The following is a 14,593-nucleotide window of genomic DNA, read 5'->3' as shown; positions in this document are numbered from 1 at the left end:
GGCCCCACCGTCCGGGCGGGCCGGGACGTCCGGCGGTCAGCTCGGGCCGGGCACCGGGTCGTCCGACTTCAGGAACGGCCGGATGTCGCCGAGGAAGGGGAGGTCGGCCGGCAGCCAGTCGACCTCGGCCAGCGAGTCGGCGGACAGCCAGCGCAGCGCCAGGTGTTCGAGCGGCTGCGGCTCGCCCTCGACGAGTTCGGCGAGCCACACCCGAAGCACCGCGGGCGGGGAGTCCGGCCGCAGGGGGAAGGGGGCGTCGGCGCCGAGCCGGTGCACGGGGCGGATCCGCACCCCGAGCTCCTCTCGGCACTCGCGGACCAGCGCCTCCTCGTCACTCTCGCCGGGGTCCACCTTGCCGCCGGGCAGCTCCCAGCGCCCGCGCATCTGCGGCGGCTCGGCCCGCTGGGCGGCCAGGAGCACACCGTCGCGGACGATGGCGGCGCCGACGACGATCACAGGTTCTGTCACGAGGCTCCACGGTACCCACCCGCGCCGGAGGGCAGGGCGGTCGGTGCGGGCATTGGCCGGGTCGGGCCGCGGGGCGCCGGAGCCCGCGGGGAGGCAGGACCGGCCGGACGAGTCTGGTCTGAGGAGGACCAGCCGGAGGCAGGCGGCCTGGGCAGGCGGTCGGCCGGAGACGGCCGACCGGGGCGGCAACTCGGCGGGCGCGCCCGGCCCCGGGGCCGGGGGGCTTCCACAGGCGGTGGATCGGGATGGCGCGCGGCGGCGCGCAGCGGGTTGGATAGAAACAGGGGGTCCCCCCTGGTCCTGGGCACCGCCATGCCCGCGCTCGGGCGGCGCTACGCGGCGGCGCGGAGCGGCGCGGCGATCCCGTTGAGGCGGCGGGCGGCGCCCTCGGGGTCGGCAGCGGGGTGGGTCACCGGCTGGCCGAGGTCGTCGCGCCAGCGGAACGTCCCCCCGATGCACCAGACGGTGAGGCCCTGGCGGATGGACAGCGAGGCCACCGTGGTGTGGTTCGCCGGGTACAGCCTCCGCATCCCCGCCGCTGCCAGGTAGCTGTGCAGCATGCTGATGGCCTGGGCGGGCGAGGCCGGGACGGAGCTGTCGATCCACGAGAGGGTGCCCACGAAGCACGTGCCTTTCCATGCGATCTCGCGGGCTCCGGGGGTGCCCGCGACCACTACGGGAGGTCGGCATGCAGGTGACTCCCGCTGCCAGCGTCCCTAATACCCGCGCGACCCCCGTCCGCAAACACTCTCTTTCCATTTTGGTTACTTCTTGATTACGACGGTGGCCGCCCCTAGAGTTGACCGGACCTCGCGCCCCGCCTTCGGTACGCCGCCCGGGAACCGCGCTCCGGCCCCTCCCACCCTTCCCTTCCGGCACGGTTTCGGGCGACGCCGCCGTGACGTTGCGGAAGCATGCCGACGCGGTACGTGACGGCACCCCGCGCGCGGGCGCCGGCGGCCGTGTGAGAGGGGTCGTCGGCGGGCAGTGTGTCCCGGACGGGAGGATCACGGTCCTGGGGAGGTCGGATCGCATGTCGGCATTGGACGCCCTCAGTGGGGCGGCGCTGGACGGGGTCTGGATGGACGTGCCGCGGCACCGCGTCACATTCGGCCTGCGCACCGGCGCCGAAGGCCCCGGCGGCGACGGGCAGCACGGTTTCACCGACCACACCCTGACGCTGGAGGAGGTCACCGACTTCGGCTTCCGGGACGCGGCGGACACACTGTGGGCCGATGCGCGGGTGGCGGCCATCACAGCCGCTCACGACCCCGATTCGATCCGCGTGCACATCACCTTCCGCGGCCGGTCAGGAGCCGTAGAGGCCACCTGCGGCAAGGCGGTGCTGCGGCGCTCCCGTCCCGCGACGCGGGAGGAGCGCTAGCGAGCCGCGCCACCTGCCCGCGGCGCGCACACCGGCCGGGCGAGGCGGGGGGAAGCCTCGGGCGCCGGCGGGTACCGGCGCCCGAGGGGCTGACACTCTCCGGGGGGAGTGGAAAGAGTGTCAGCGTCTCGTGGGGCGGGCGGCGGCACTCGCCGGCCGGCCGGATCCTGCGCGGCGGTCCCCCGCCGGCGGCCCCTCGGCACTCGACCGGTTCCACCTCCGCACGGCGTGCGGATTCCACCCGGGTTTCTGCTTCATGAGGCGAGCCTAAATCGAATGGATCGGCAGCGTGCTGGAAACCGGAAAAAATCTGCCGGAACCCGGAAGAACATGAAGGCCGGGAGCCTGTCGCTCAACTGTTCCGCGAAAGAGGAGGGGAGGACGCAGAACAGCCCCCGAGAAACGACAGCTCCCGGCCACCGTGGCCCGCGTCCGGGAGAGGGAGGGACGGCGCCACGGTCAGCGATGACACGAGGTGAAGGAGAGTTCTCTCGCGCGACCGCGAAACCAACGTTAGGTCGATACCGAGAGAAATCCATTGGGCAGCGGGCACGAACTTCGGTCCCATTATCGGGCAGCCGGCACAACCCTTCGGCGAAAGATCACCTATGCGAGGTTTACGAGATGACTTTAGCCTTTACCTTGGCGGCTTGACTAGGCAAATTGCCGCACAGGATACGAAGATCCGGAGGTCCGCCGCCCCGATCGGCGCCAGGGCGGCCGGTCCCGAAGACGCTGGTCAGCACCGCTGGTCCTCCCAGTGCCGGTGCGCCGCGACCTGCCCGACGGGGCCGGTACCGCCCGGCGTTCATGGCTGACCGCTTCGGACGGCCGCGGACGGCCGTCGCGGGGTGGCCTTCTCAGGGAACCGTCTGGGGAACCTTCGCGGGGATCTCTCTCGGGGGGACCGTCTCGGGGGACGCTCTCAGAGGACTGCCTCGGGCGCGGTCTCAGGCGGCCGCCAGGCGGTGCCGCAGCCCCGTGTGCCGGCGTCCGGCGGTCGCGCTGCGCACCGCCTGCGCGATCGCCCTGCGTGAGCCCACCAGGACGACCAGCTTCTTCGCGCGGGTGATGGCGGTGTAGAGCAGGTTGCGCTGCAGCATCATCCACGCGCTCGTGGTCACCGGGATCACGACCGCCGGGTACTCGCTGCCCTGCGACCGGTGCACCGTCACGGCGTACGCGTGCGCCAGTTCGTCCAGCTCGGTGAACTCGTACTCGATGTCCTCGTCCTCGTCGGTGCGGACCGTGAGGTTCTGCTGCTCGGTGTCCAGCCGGGTGATCACTCCGAGCGTTCCATTGAAGATCCCGTTGGCGCCCTTGTCGTAGTTGTTACGAATCTGGGTGACCTTGTCGCCGACCCGGAACACCCGTCCGCCGAACCTGCGCTCGGCCACCCCCTCGCGGGAGGGCGTGAGGGCGCCCTGCAGCAGGACGTTGAGGTTGCCGGCGCCCGCGGGTCCGCGGTGCATCGGGGTGAGCACCTGGACGTCCCGGCGCGGGTCCAGCCCGAAGCGGCGCGGTATCCGCCGGGCGACGATGTCCACCGTGAGCTCGGCCGTCTCCTCGGTCTCGTCGCACGGGAACAGGAAGAAGTCGCTCATGCCGTCCAGGAGCGGCGGCTCTCCGGTGTTGACGCGGTGCGCGTTGGTCACCACGCCGGACTGCTGGGCCTGCCGGAACACCCGCGTCAGCCGCACAGCCGGTATCGGCGACCCGTCGGCGAGCAGGTCGCGGAGCACCTGGCCGGCGCCGACCGACGGCAGCTGGTCGACGTCGCCCACCAGCAGCAGGTGCGCCCCGGGCGGGACGGCCTTGGCAAGCTTGTTCGCGAGCAGCAGGTCGAGCATGGACGCCTCATCGACCACCAGGAGGTCGCAGTCGAGCGGCCGGTCCCGGTCGTAGGAGGCGTCACCGCCCGGTTTGAGCTCAAGCAACCGGTGCACGGTGGAAGCCTCGTGGCCGGTCAGCTCCGTGAGGCGCTTGGCCGCCCGGCCGGTCGGCGCGGCCAGCACGATCTTGGCGCGCTTGGCTGCCGCCATCCGGATCACCGACGCCACCGTGAAGGACTTCCCGCACCCCGGACCACCGGTGAGTACCGCCACCTTGCTCGTCAGGGCGAGCCGCACCGCCTCCCGCTGCTCGGGCGCCAGCTCCGCCCCGGTCTGCCGCGCCAGCCAGCCGAGCGCGGCCTCCCAGTCGACGTCCGCGAACGCCGGCATCCGGTCGGCCGGCGCCGCCAGCAGTGCCCGCAACTGCCCGGCGAGCGACAGCTCCGCCCGGTGGAACGGGACGAGGTACACCGCGGTGACGTACTCGGCGCCGTCTGCGCCGTCCTCCGGCAACCGCTCGGTAACGACCCCCTCCTCGGCCACGAGCTCGGCGAGACAGTCGATCACCAGGGCGGAGTCCACCTGCAGGATCTTGACCGCCTCGGAGATGAGCCGCTCCTCGGGCAGGTAGCAGTGCCCGTCCCCTGTGGACTCCGACAGCGTGAACTGGATCCCCGCCTTCACCCGCTCCGGGCTGTCGTGCGGAATCCCCACCGCCCGGGCGATGGTGTCGGCGGTCCGGAACCCGATCCCCCAGACGTCGGCCGCCAGCCGGTACGGCTCGGTGCGCACGGTGTCGATGGCCGACTCCCCGTACTTCTTGTAGATCCGCACCGCGAGCGACGTGGACACCTCGATCCCCTGCAGGAAGACCATCACCTCCTTGATGGACTTCTGCTCCTCCCACGCCTCGGTGATGAGCCGGGTCCGCTTCGGCCCAAGGTTGGGCACCTCGATCAACCGCTCCGGCGTCCGCTCGATCACGTCGAGCGCGTCCACCCCGAAGTGCCCCACGATCCGCTCCGCCATCCGCGGCCCGATCCCCTTGACCAGCCCGGACCCGAGATAGCGCTGGATCCCCTGCACCGTGGCGGGCAGCACCGTGCGGTAGTTCTCCACCACGAACTGCCGCCCGTACTGCGGATGCGACCCCCACCGCCCCTCCATCCGCAACGACTCCCCCGGATGCGCCCCGAGCAGAGCCCCCACAACGGTGACGAGCTCCCCACCCCGCCCGGCATCCACCCGGGCCACGGTGTACCCCGTCTCCTCATTGGCATAGGTGACCCGCTCCAGCACCCCCTCCAGAACCGCCAACCGAAACCCCTCACCCGCCCCCACGGGCCACCTCCCTAGGCCTGGCCGGCCATCCTCCCAGACCCCGCCGACACGCCACCGCGCGTGCCCGGAGGCCAGACCAGGAGCACATGGGCCCGGGAGGAGGCGGCCCGCGAATGAGTTCGGAACTCAGTCCGGGATCTGACGCTCGAAAGCTCGTTCGAGATAGGGAACGACCGTTCGCACCTCGGCTCGAAACTCCTGTTCCGGAATATCCGGCGGATTGTCGATCTCTTCGGGCCCGCTGACATGGATCATGAAAACGCCGCTCTTGACCAGTCCGACGTAGGCGTAGGCGTCGGCTCCCGAGCGGGATTCACCATAGACGTAGTGGGATTCCCCGACAGAACTGTCGAGAGGGCCCTCGTTCTCGATCGACGCGAATTCCGCTCGGGCGGAGTCCGACCGAGCGGAGTATTCCCCCGCGGCGAGGTCCGCCCGGCTCTCGTCGGGCGAATCTGACATGAAGGCTCGGTAGGAGAGCGTCAGCCGCCAGTTCCCGCCCCCGGAGGACGCCACCTCCCAGGAGCACTCGTCCGTCACGGTGCGCGGGGCCAGTTCCGGCTCCTCCTCAGCGGTGTCCTCGTACCGGGTGGCGTCGTCGGTCCGGTTGTAGGGAGACGCTGACATCAGGCTCTGCGTCTGAACCAACTCGCACAGGTCCAGGACGCCGGGGGCCGTCGTCTCGCGCGGCTGGCGTGTCTCCACGGCCTGCCCGGTACTCGACGGTGTTGAGGAGGCACCGCTCTGGAGCATCCGGAGCACCCCCACCACGAGCGCCATGACGAGCAGTCCGGCGAGCGTCCCGGAGCCGACGACGACGAGCGCCGCGCGCCACCCCCGAAGCCCGCGTCTGTCATCACGCGTGGCGGTTCTCTCCGTCATCCCGGAAACCTCACTTCACGCACACGCGAACTTCCCGTGTCGGTCACAGTGCCCCCAACTGCTCCAACTGTGCCTGGGCTCCGGGATCGGCCAGCGGCCGGGTGAAGCCCATGATGTCCGCGCGGTTCGGGTCGTCGTACTCCCGCGTGGCGATGGGCCCGCACGCGGTGCACCACGCCTCTACCATGAGCCCGTCACCGACGACCATGCCGACGTGTCCGGGGCCCGGCGGCTCGCCTGGGCGCTGGACGTCGAAGAACACCAGGTCGCCGGGCTGCTCCTCCCCCTGCTCGACGCGCGGCCCGAAGTTCCACTGGTCCTGCGAGACCCGGGGAATGGTCACGCCGATGCTCTCGTAGGCGCGCATCAGCAGACCGGAGCAGTCGAAGCCGTTCGGCCCGGTACCGCCCCAGACGTAGGGCTTGCCTCGCTGGGCCAGCGCCCAGTCGACGACCGCCTGGGTGAGTTCGTCCGGCGCCTGCCCCAGGGGGTCTCCGGAGGCGGTCAGATCGCAGTTGACCGCGGTCTCGATCGCCTGGTCGGTCGAGAAACTACCGTCCGCGTACCGTTCCGCCCACTCCAGCACATCCTCCACGTACCACCAGGCGTGGTTGTAGCCATAGAGGGCGTTGCGCACGTTCTCGCGCGCTCCGTGGGCGATCAGGTAGTCGGCGGCGGCCGGAATGGCGTCCGCGGGGTCGTACACACTGACCACCCCGTCGCCGTTGCCGTCCTGCCCGTACCCCTCCTCCGGTCGCTCATCCGCCGGCATGACCGGCTCTCCGCCCCAGCTGTTACCGGCGGCCGAGCCGTCCAGCGAACCGAACTGCATCGGGCCCGCGGCGCCCCAGTCATTGTGGCCCTCCGTGATACCGGGCCCCTCCCAGCGCCCGTGGTGGCTCTCCACCTGGCCGACTCCGGCGAGGACGTTCCACGGGATGCCCTTCTCCTCCCCGGTCTCCCGGTAGATCTCCAGGTAGTTCTCCGGAATGGAGTCCTCGGCGTAGCCCGACACCGGAACCTGCTCGGTCTCGCTCGTACAGCGCAGTCCGGTGAGGGCGCTCATCCCCTGGTTGATGGACGCGGTCGGGATGATGATCAACGCGAGGACCAGCACACCGGCGATGAAGGCACCGACAGCGATGGCCAGCCGGGTGGCACACGACCCCTGGTCGGACGGGCTCGGGCGTACGAACAACCGGATCATCCGCCGTCCCCCAGGTTCCCGGCCTCGGCCGGCTGGAAGTCGAAGACCCGCCACTCGCCCCGCTCCCGGACCATGGTCACCGCGAAGTCCCCGAGATCGGAGGCGGCGCTGTCCCCGCCCTCCACGATCGACTGCGTCCGCACGACGAACACGATGGACTCGTCGTCGAAGTGACGGACCGACTCGACGTTGGCGCGCCCTGCGGCGACCGCCTCCTGCTCGGCCATCTCCCCCCACAGCGCACCCGCTCCGGAACTCTGCTCCACGGTCCGGGCGTAGTCGGCGGTCGTGAACGCGGCCAGGCTGTCGTAGTAGGCCTCCGGCGACTGCGTGTAGTCGATGGTTCCGTACGCGGCCCCGAACCTCTGGGCGACGGTCGCGGCCGCCTGGAAGTCCTCCTCGGAGAACGGGAACCAGTCCATGACGCTCATGTCCGCGGCGTCGGTGGTCGGGATCGGGCTCGGAGCGGCGGGCTCGGGCTGCTGCGCTTCGTCGGACCCCGCGGTGTCGCCGCTGGCCTGACCCTGCTGCTGCTCGGGCTCCTCCTCACCGCGGAGCCCGGCCACGCTGAGATAGATGCCGAGGGCGACCAGCGCCACGACGAGAATGCCGAATACGAGGCGCTGTGCGCCGTCTGAGAGGGGCTGGGGCATTTTTTTCGGGGCTCTCTCGGGTGCTACGGGTGGGTGCTCGCTGTCTCTGTCCCGGATTCGGTACCTCGGCGGTCCTCTGTGGGGGCGGTGCCCTCGCACCGCCCCCACGTTGGTCCGCTAGTCGTCGTCGCGCAGCCAGAACGGGACGTCCCGGCGGTTGTCCCTGCGCCGTTGCGCCTCGGAGCCTGCCCAGAACGGGCTGGTCGGCGCGTCCTTGTTCGTACTACCGGAGCTGCGGAACCAGGTGCCGTTCTCCTCGCCGCCGCCGGAGGGACGCGGCGTTCTCGGGGGCGGGGCCGACCTTTCGGGCCGCGTACGCGGTCCTCCCCACCGGGAACCGCGCTGTGAGACGTTGCCCTGCGGGGGCGTGGCCGAACGCCCGTTGAAGATGCCCCGACCGGAGCTGGGAGCGGGCCTTTCGACCGCCCCGGCCGCCCCGCCACCGCTCGGAGCACCGCCTCCACTCGGCGCGGCGCGGTGGCCGCTGCCCGAGCCGGTGCCGAACACGGAGGCCCATCCGGTGTCGCCCGTTCCCGTGTAACCGCCCGCGGGACGGGGCGGGATCGCTCCGCCGCTGCCGGCCGGCGTGGCGGAGGAGGACCCGAGTCCGCCACTGGCCGCGGCGACGTCGCTCAACCGCGGCGCCTGGTCGGAGCTGCGGGTCGGGGAGGCGCCGGTGCTCCGGCTTCCCTCCGCGCCCGCCCCCTGGGAACCGAGGTGCAGTGGTGGCGGCGCGCCACCGCTGCGGGCGCGACCGTACCCGGCGACTCCCCGGGCGCGCCCCGACTCGCCGCGCGCGGCAGGAGCGTCGTTCGCCGCGCCGTCCGCCGCGGCGGCGGTACCGCGTGCCGTCTCGGCCCCCTCGCCAGCGGCCGCGGCGGCCGCTGCTCCGGCGGGCACCGAAGCGGCCGCGGCGGCGAGCTGCGGAGCCCGCCTGAGCCCCCACTTCTGCGCGCGCATGTAGGCGACCGGCGGAAGGATGTTGGCGCTCCTGCTCAGGGCACTGCTGGTCACGGCGTCACTGACCATCCGCGAGGTGAAGGTGTTGGCGTTCACCGACGCGAAGAGGTGGGCGAAAGGCCTGCGGTAGATGAACAGCGCGAGGGTGAAGAGCGCGAGCAGGATCATCTGCAGGCCCCACCCGAGGTCCGTCGCCATCACGAGGCCGTAGCACATCACCAGTAGGGATATGAGCAGCACGATGAAGATCTGTTTCAGCAACAGCCCGAGCATCATCTCGAACCACCTGAGCAGCACCGTGCGTCCATAGCCCGGATGGATACCGATGAGCAGGAATATCGGCGACAGCAGCAGGAGGAGCAGGAAACCGATTTTCAGGACAATGAGAGCGACCGATCCCGCGAGTATCAGCCCACCGGCGAAGATGGACGCGAAGAGGGCCAGCGTCGCCACGCCCAGGCGGCTCCCCTGCTGGCTTCCCTCGAACAGCGGATAGACCTCCGGGTAGTTGTCCTGGATACTGCCGGCGATCTCCTCGTATTCACTCCGCTTCTGGTCAGTCAGTTCGACGGCGTCGACGTCCCCACGGTTGATCTGGTCCTGCTCGATCCTGCTGATGCCCTGTGCGCCCAGCAACGCGACACCGTGTTCCTGTGCGGCGACACTCGCCGTGGGGCCGGTTCCGAAGACACCCGCCACCCACGGCCGACACACCAGTCCCGACCACAGCATCTGGGAGTTCTGTCGGACCGCGAAGTCGTTGTCGCTCTCCCATTCCGCCTGCCGCATCTCCGGAGCACCAGCTGGACACGTGTTGGCGACCCCGGAGAAGGAGATCCGGGAAATCGCCGTGTTGACGAGCTGACCGCCCGCGTTCACGGTGTTCCCCGCGACTCCGAGGATCTGGCCAGGGTTGACCAGGATCCAGATCCCCAGCGCCGTCGCCATGACCATCCAGATCGTGCTCTCGATGGTCAGGGTCACGCGTTTGCGAATCAGGCCGTACCACCCGAGCCAAACGGCGCCGAGGATGACGACCGTGGGCAGCAGGGGACGCCAGATGCCCTCACGCAGCTCGACGACGACGTCCTCGACCAGGGCGTTGAAGCTGGCGAGCAGACCGTCGGAGGTCGCGGCCTGGTAGACGGTGATGGTCGACTGGTTGATCGTCTTCGACAGGTCCCACGCCGTGTTGCTCAACGTCGCCACGGCGCTGGAGTTGAGCTTGTCGACGCACGACTCCCGGATCACGTGCCACTGTTGGCCTGCGGTGCCGTACTGTCCGTACAGGCTCGCGTCGGGCGGAAGGCCGTCAGGGGACGCGGCTGCCGCCTCGGCCGCCCGCGGCGGCACCAGCAACCCGTCCGCCCCCGATCCCGCGGCCTCCGGCTGGGGGGCCGGTTCTCCCTCGCAGCCGGGGACCGCGGCCTGGGCGGTGCCCAGGGGGGTGAGGAGGAAGGCTGCCATCAGCAGCGCCATGAACAGCATGCGGCGCCAGCCGCGCTGCTCCGGGGCGGCCGGGGCCGTCGCGGTGGCGGGGGACGGCGGGCCGGGTGGTCGCCCCGGGTGTCGTGGGTTTCGCGGGTGTGGGTTCATGGCCGCAGCTCCTGCCCCGTGCCGACCAAAGCACCATCCTCCTCGGCGTCATCAGCGTCGGGCCGTTGTCTCGTGGGGTTGGTGTCGAGCCACCTGAGCAGCTCCTCCGACACCAGGTCGACGGCGATGCGACCGGCGCGGCCGTCGAGATCGCGGAAGATGCACTCGCCGTTGCCGAGGTTGCGCAGCATGGCGCGGTGCTCTTCGGAGGGGTCGACCCCGAGCAGCGCCATGACGTTGTCGACCTCGACCCGCTCGGAGGAGCGGAAGGCGAACACCGAGGAGAGGCAGTTGGTGACCTGCTCGTTCAGCAGGTCACCGGCGTTCTGGCTGACCAGGATGAGCGCGGTGTTGCGGGAGCGGCCCATCCGGGACACTTCCGGCACGAGCTTGGCGCCCTCCGGGGTTGAGGTGATCGCCCAGGCCTCGTCCAGGAAGATGGCCTTGGGCAGGCTGCGGTCCAGCCCGTTCATCAGCCGCCGGGCGAACTGGCTGACCAGGTACAGCAGGGCGACGCTGAGCCGCTGCTCGTAGCTGTAGTCGTCCCGCTGGATCGCGGAGTCGGGCAGCGTGAGTCCGCCGAGCGTGAAGACGGTGGTCCAGCCCTCGCTGTCGATCTGGTGGTCGCCCTGCGGGTCGAAGCACAGGCTGGCCAGCCGCATCTCCGACATCGAGCGCAGGACCGCGCCCAGGTTGCGCGACGCCGGGTCCGAGGACGCCTCCAGGTAGCCGACCACCTTGGCGAGGCTGGGCTGCGGCTGGTTGGCGACCGCCGCGACCGCCTGGATCATCGCCGACTCCCGCTCCTCACTCATCCGGGGGAGCAGCAGGCGCAGGGTCTCCGTCGCCATCGTCTTCTTCGTGGGGAGGTCGTCGCCGAACGCGAACGGGTCCAGCAGCCCGGGTTCGGCGGAGCCGAGCGACATGACGCGCGCACGGCGGCCGCGCCGGCGCAGCAGGCGGACCAGCGACTCCGCGTCCCCCTTGGGGTCGATGGCGGCGACCGTGACGCCGCGCAGCGCCAGCTGGTAGATGAGCAGCAGCGCGAGCGTCGTCTTGCCGCCGCCCGGCTCGCCGGTGATCGCGATGGCGGTGGGCCGGTTGCGGGCCGCCGCGACCATCGGGTCGAAGTGCACGATCGAGCGCGCCCGGCCCAGTGTCTCGCCGACGTAGGGCCCGACCCAGCCCGCCCCCGAGGGGTCGGGGCGGTCGCCGAGGTCGACGGTCGCGGTCGGCATCCCCCCGGCGATGGTGCGCAGCGGCTGGCGCTGCGCGTAGGCGTTCAGCCGGATCCGGTCGCCGGGCAGCGACTCGGAGAACAGCGAGAACTGGTCGCCGGTGGAGTTCACGACGTCGATCCCGATGTCGCGGTAGTGCTCGACCACCGCCTCGACCCGCTGCACGAGCAGGTCCTCGGTGGGCGCCGACACCATCAGCCGGTGCCAGCCGTAGACGAACGGCAGCCGCTCCTTGGTGATGCCGTGCTCCAGCATCCGCGCCGCGTCGATCTGCTCGGCGAGCGCGAGCGGCGCCTCCACCCCGGCCTCGCGGATGTGGGCGTCCATGTCGCGCGCGTGCGCGAGTTTGCGGCCGACATCCTTGCTCGCCTTGGCCGGCGGCACCAGTTTCATGCGCAGCGACGCCTCGACCGGGAACGGCAGCGCGTCGCTGTAGTGCAGCCACGGCTCGCCGTCCGGGAACGGCATCAGGTCCGGGAAGCGGGAGAAGGAGAGGTAGGCGACGTAGGTGGAGCCGGTCGGCTGCTCCAGCCGCAGCATCGAGCGCCCGTTGTGGATGACGCCCTCGACGAGCGCCTCGATCTCCCCGCGCCCCCACGTGCGGCGGCCGGAGGCGGACCTGCGCGGCTCCTCGACGGCGCCGGTGACGGCGTGCCGGATCAGCCACGCCATCTGGGGGGATGTGGCGTGCCGCGCGTGCAGCGAACTGGCGGCGAGCGCCCGCCCGAGCCGCTCCGCCTGCTCGGTCCAGCGCGCGATCTCCTTGGCGTCGATCGCGTCGTCCTCCAGCCCGAGGACGTGCTCGGTGCGCTGGTAGGCGCCGAACAGCTGCGCGAACACCCCCTGGGACAGCTGCGCCCGCACCCCCCGCGGCCCGAGGCGCACGCCGAGGTAGACCTCCTTGGTCCAGAAGTCCTTGGCCCAGACGTGCCGGTACATCTCGTCGAGGTAGTCGTACCAGCCCGGCCCGGAGTCCGACGTGCGGTCCAGGCGGGTGGCCCAGGACGCGGCCGGGTAGGTGCGGTGCGCGACGCGCAGGTGCACCTCGGCGTCGTTCATCCGGATCGCGGCGAGCGCGATGGTGATGTTCGTGGCGAGCGACTCGCGTTCCTCGGGGGTGGCGAACTCGTACGACACCGTGGGCAGCCGGAAGTAAGCCCATGCTTCGGTGTCGCTGAGCAGGACGCGGTCGTCGAAGTAGCGGACCGCCAGTCTGGTGGCGCCCCTGCTGCCGTTCATTGGCTGCCCTCCCACGGAGTGTGCTGGCGCTGCGTTGTTCCGGGCTGTGCTCACGGTGCGCGTCGGGGACATCCGCGACCCGCTCCCGGTCGGTGCGCCGCCCCGGGCCGGGCGGCCCGGCGCGCGGTCACCTCCGTACCTCCGACGACGCCCGGGCTCCGGGCGCCCCGGTCCCGGCGAAGCCGGCCATGAGCACCCCGCCGAGTGCCGCGTGCGCCCGGCGGGTGGTGGCCCGCAGGGCGGTCACGTCATCGACCCCGCGGGCCGTCGCGAGGTGGTCGTCCCACGGCACCCGGACGATGGCGCGGCACCGGCCGCGCGCCACCTGTTCGGCGGCGTCGACGTCGGCGAGGCTGCGCTTGCTCACCCCGTTGACCACCACGACCGCCTTGGACCGCAGGTGCGCGTACCCGTGTCCGTCCAGCCACTCGAAGGTCATCGCCACCGCGCGGGCCGCGTCCGAGCTGGCCGGGGCGACCAGCACGAGCGCGTCCACGATGGGCAGCGCCCGGGCGACGCCGGTGGCGGCCGGGTCGAGCAGGGTGATCTCGTAGAAGCGCTCCAGCAGGCCGGTGAGGCCGGCGTAGTCGCGGTCGTCCAGCGTCTGCACGTAGGGGTCGTCGAGCGTCGCGACGACCTCCAGGCCGGTGCTCGCCTGCGAGGTGTAGCCGCGCATGGCGAGGTAGCCGTGCACGTCCTCGGCGTTGGCGAGCAGCGAGGTGAGGGTCTCGGGGGTCTCGGTGCGGATGCGGCGGGACAGCCCGCCGGCGCCCGGGTTGACGTCGACCGCCACGACCCGCCCGTCGCGGTGCGCGGCGAGCGTGTGGCCGAGCATGAGCGTGGTGACGGTCTGGCCGGCGCCGCCGGTGCACCCGAGCACCACGATGCGGCGGGTGCCCTCGAAGCGGACGCGCAGCCGGTCCAGGTCCCCGGGGGGCAGCTCGGACTTCGACGCGGCGGTGTTGCCGCCGGTGACGACCCGGGCGAGCCGGCGCCATCCGCGGGTCCCGCCCGGCGGGGAGGGCGCCGCGGCGGCCGGCGGGTCGGCGTCGGGCTGCCGCGGGGCAGGGTCCGCTCCGGTGGCGGTGCTGCGGACGACACCGGGGACGTCGGTGGGCGAAACGGCGTCGCCGGCGCCGTCGCCGGGGACGACCCGCACCCGTCCGGAGAGCATCTCCTGCTCGCCGGTGCCGTGGTCGAGTTCCAGCCCGGGCTTGTCGGCGGCCTCGTGCTCGGGCGGGCGCGGGCTGTCGGAACCGGCGGCGGGCGCCGCGCCGGCCGGTCCGAACAGCTGCCCCAGTCTGCGGCTGCCGCGGGCCACGCGGCTGAACGAGCTCTGGTCGTGGGCGGGGTCGTCGGCCGGGCTGTCACCCGCGCCTCCGTCCGCCGGCTGCGGCCCGGTCGCGGCGGACCGTACGCTGCGCCCGAGCCGGCCGGAGTGCCCCGGCGCGGCGGCGTCCGCCGCCGCGCCAGCGCTGGGCCCGTCCTCGGCGTGGTCGGGCGCGGCGCGTCCGGGCTCGGCGGCGCTCGGCACGGCGTCCGAGCCGCGCCGCCGCAGGAAGGCGGCGCGCTCGGCGGCCTGGAGCTCGCCCAGCGTCATGCGGTGGCCCGGCTCCGCGACATCGCCGAAGCTCTCGTGCTCGCCGGTGCCGTGGTCGAGCTCCAGCGGCGGCTTGGCCGGGACGACCAGCGGCGTCGCGGTGCGGCCGTCCCGTTCGGGACGGTGACCGCCGGCGGGGGTGTCCTCCGCGGAAGGGGCGCCGTCGATGTCCGGCGGGGTGGCCGCCGGGCGG

Annotated in this window: 10 protein-coding genes; 1 reads left to right on the top strand and 9 read right to left on the bottom strand. The window is 71.9% G+C overall.

The window, feature by feature from the left end; all coding sequences use genetic code 11:
- Nucleotides 1-36: 36 nt before the first annotated feature.
- Nucleotides 37-468 carry a (deoxy)nucleoside triphosphate pyrophosphohydrolase gene (locus DEF28_RS28390; RefSeq protein WP_258861904.1) on the bottom strand — a complete coding sequence of 144 codons (432 nt, stop codon included), beginning with the start codon at nucleotides 466-468 and terminating at the stop codon, nucleotides 37-39.
- A 332-nt stretch (nucleotides 469-800) separates the two neighbouring features.
- Nucleotides 801-1,088 carry a hypothetical protein gene (locus DEF28_RS28385; protein WP_147280316.1) on the bottom strand — a complete coding sequence of 96 codons (288 nt, stop codon included), beginning with the start codon at nucleotides 1,086-1,088 and terminating at the stop codon, nucleotides 801-803.
- Nucleotides 1,089-1,501: 413 nt separating this feature from the next.
- On the opposite strand from DEF28_RS28385, the gene DEF28_RS10190 reads away from it, so the two are divergent.
- Nucleotides 1,502-1,852 carry a hypothetical protein gene (locus DEF28_RS10190; protein ID WP_147280291.1) on the top strand — a complete coding sequence of 117 codons (351 nt, stop codon included), beginning with the start codon at nucleotides 1,502-1,504 and terminating at the stop codon, nucleotides 1,850-1,852.
- A 950-nt stretch (nucleotides 1,853-2,802) separates the two neighbouring features.
- Here DEF28_RS10190 and recD2 read toward each other — a convergent pair.
- From recD2 to DEF28_RS27495, 7 genes are all read right to left on the bottom strand, one after another.
- Nucleotides 2,803-5,025, bottom strand: a complete 2,223-nt coding sequence (gene recD2, locus DEF28_RS10185; protein WP_114446128.1) for an SF1B family DNA helicase RecD2 — start codon at nucleotides 5,023-5,025, stop codon at nucleotides 2,803-2,805.
- Between the two features lie 126 nt (nucleotides 5,026-5,151).
- The gene (locus DEF28_RS10180; RefSeq protein WP_114400219.1) at nucleotides 5,152-5,907 is read right to left on the bottom strand and encodes a hypothetical protein; all 756 of its coding nucleotides are present in this window, start codon (nucleotides 5,905-5,907) and stop codon (nucleotides 5,152-5,154) included.
- Nucleotides 5,908-5,950: 43 nt separating this feature from the next.
- Nucleotides 5,951-7,114, bottom strand: coding sequence for a C40 family peptidase (locus tag DEF28_RS10175; RefSeq protein ID WP_114400218.1), 1,164 nt, complete (start codon nucleotides 7,112-7,114; stop codon nucleotides 5,951-5,953).
- The gene (locus tag DEF28_RS10170; protein ID WP_309485848.1) at nucleotides 7,111-7,713 is read right to left on the bottom strand and encodes a hypothetical protein; all 603 of its coding nucleotides are present in this window, start codon (nucleotides 7,711-7,713) and stop codon (nucleotides 7,111-7,113) included. Before DEF28_RS10170 ends, DEF28_RS10175 begins: the two co-directional genes overlap by 4 nt.
- A gap of 171 nt (nucleotides 7,714-7,884) precedes the next feature.
- A complete protein-coding gene (locus DEF28_RS10165; protein ID WP_394340373.1) occupies nucleotides 7,885-10,323 on the bottom strand; it encodes a type IV secretion system protein in 2,439 nt (812 codons plus the stop codon).
- Nucleotides 10,320-12,800, bottom strand: a complete 2,481-nt coding sequence (locus DEF28_RS10160; RefSeq protein WP_114400216.1) for an ATP-binding protein — start codon at nucleotides 12,798-12,800, stop codon at nucleotides 10,320-10,322. The genes DEF28_RS10165 and DEF28_RS10160 overlap by 4 nt, the downstream gene beginning before the upstream one ends.
- A gap of 127 nt (nucleotides 12,801-12,927) precedes the next feature.
- On the bottom strand, nucleotides 12,928-14,593 hold a 1,666-nt coding region (locus tag DEF28_RS27495), incomplete at its 5' end, for a MinD/ParA family ATP-binding protein (RefSeq protein ID WP_369122477.1).

The organism is Marinitenerispora sediminis, assembly GCF_003336425.1.
Lineage (GTDB): Bacteria > Actinomycetota > Actinomycetes > Streptosporangiales > Streptosporangiaceae > Marinitenerispora > Marinitenerispora sediminis.
Note: the sequence above shows the minus strand (reverse complement) of the source record. Positions and strands in the feature narration are given on the sequence as shown.

Excerpts from the sequence above, each read along its gene's own strand:
- DEF28_RS10175 (WP_114400218.1), bottom strand. The coding sequence starts at position 7,114 with ATGATCCGGTTGTTCGTACGCCCGAGCCCGTCCGACCAGGGGTCGTGT.
- DEF28_RS10160 (WP_114400216.1), bottom strand. The coding sequence starts at position 12,800 with ATGAACGGCAGCAGGGGCGCCACCAGACTGGCGGTCCGCTACTTCGAC.
- DEF28_RS10165 (WP_394340373.1), bottom strand. The coding sequence starts at position 10,323 with ATGAACCCACACCCGCGAAACCCACGACACCCGGGGCGACCACCCGGC.
- DEF28_RS10190 (WP_147280291.1), top strand. The coding sequence starts at position 1,502 with ATGTCGGCATTGGACGCCCTCAGTGGGGCGGCGCTGGACGGGGTCTGG.
- DEF28_RS10180 (WP_114400219.1), bottom strand. The coding sequence starts at position 5,907 with ATGACGGAGAGAACCGCCACGCGTGATGACAGACGCGGGCTTCGGGGG.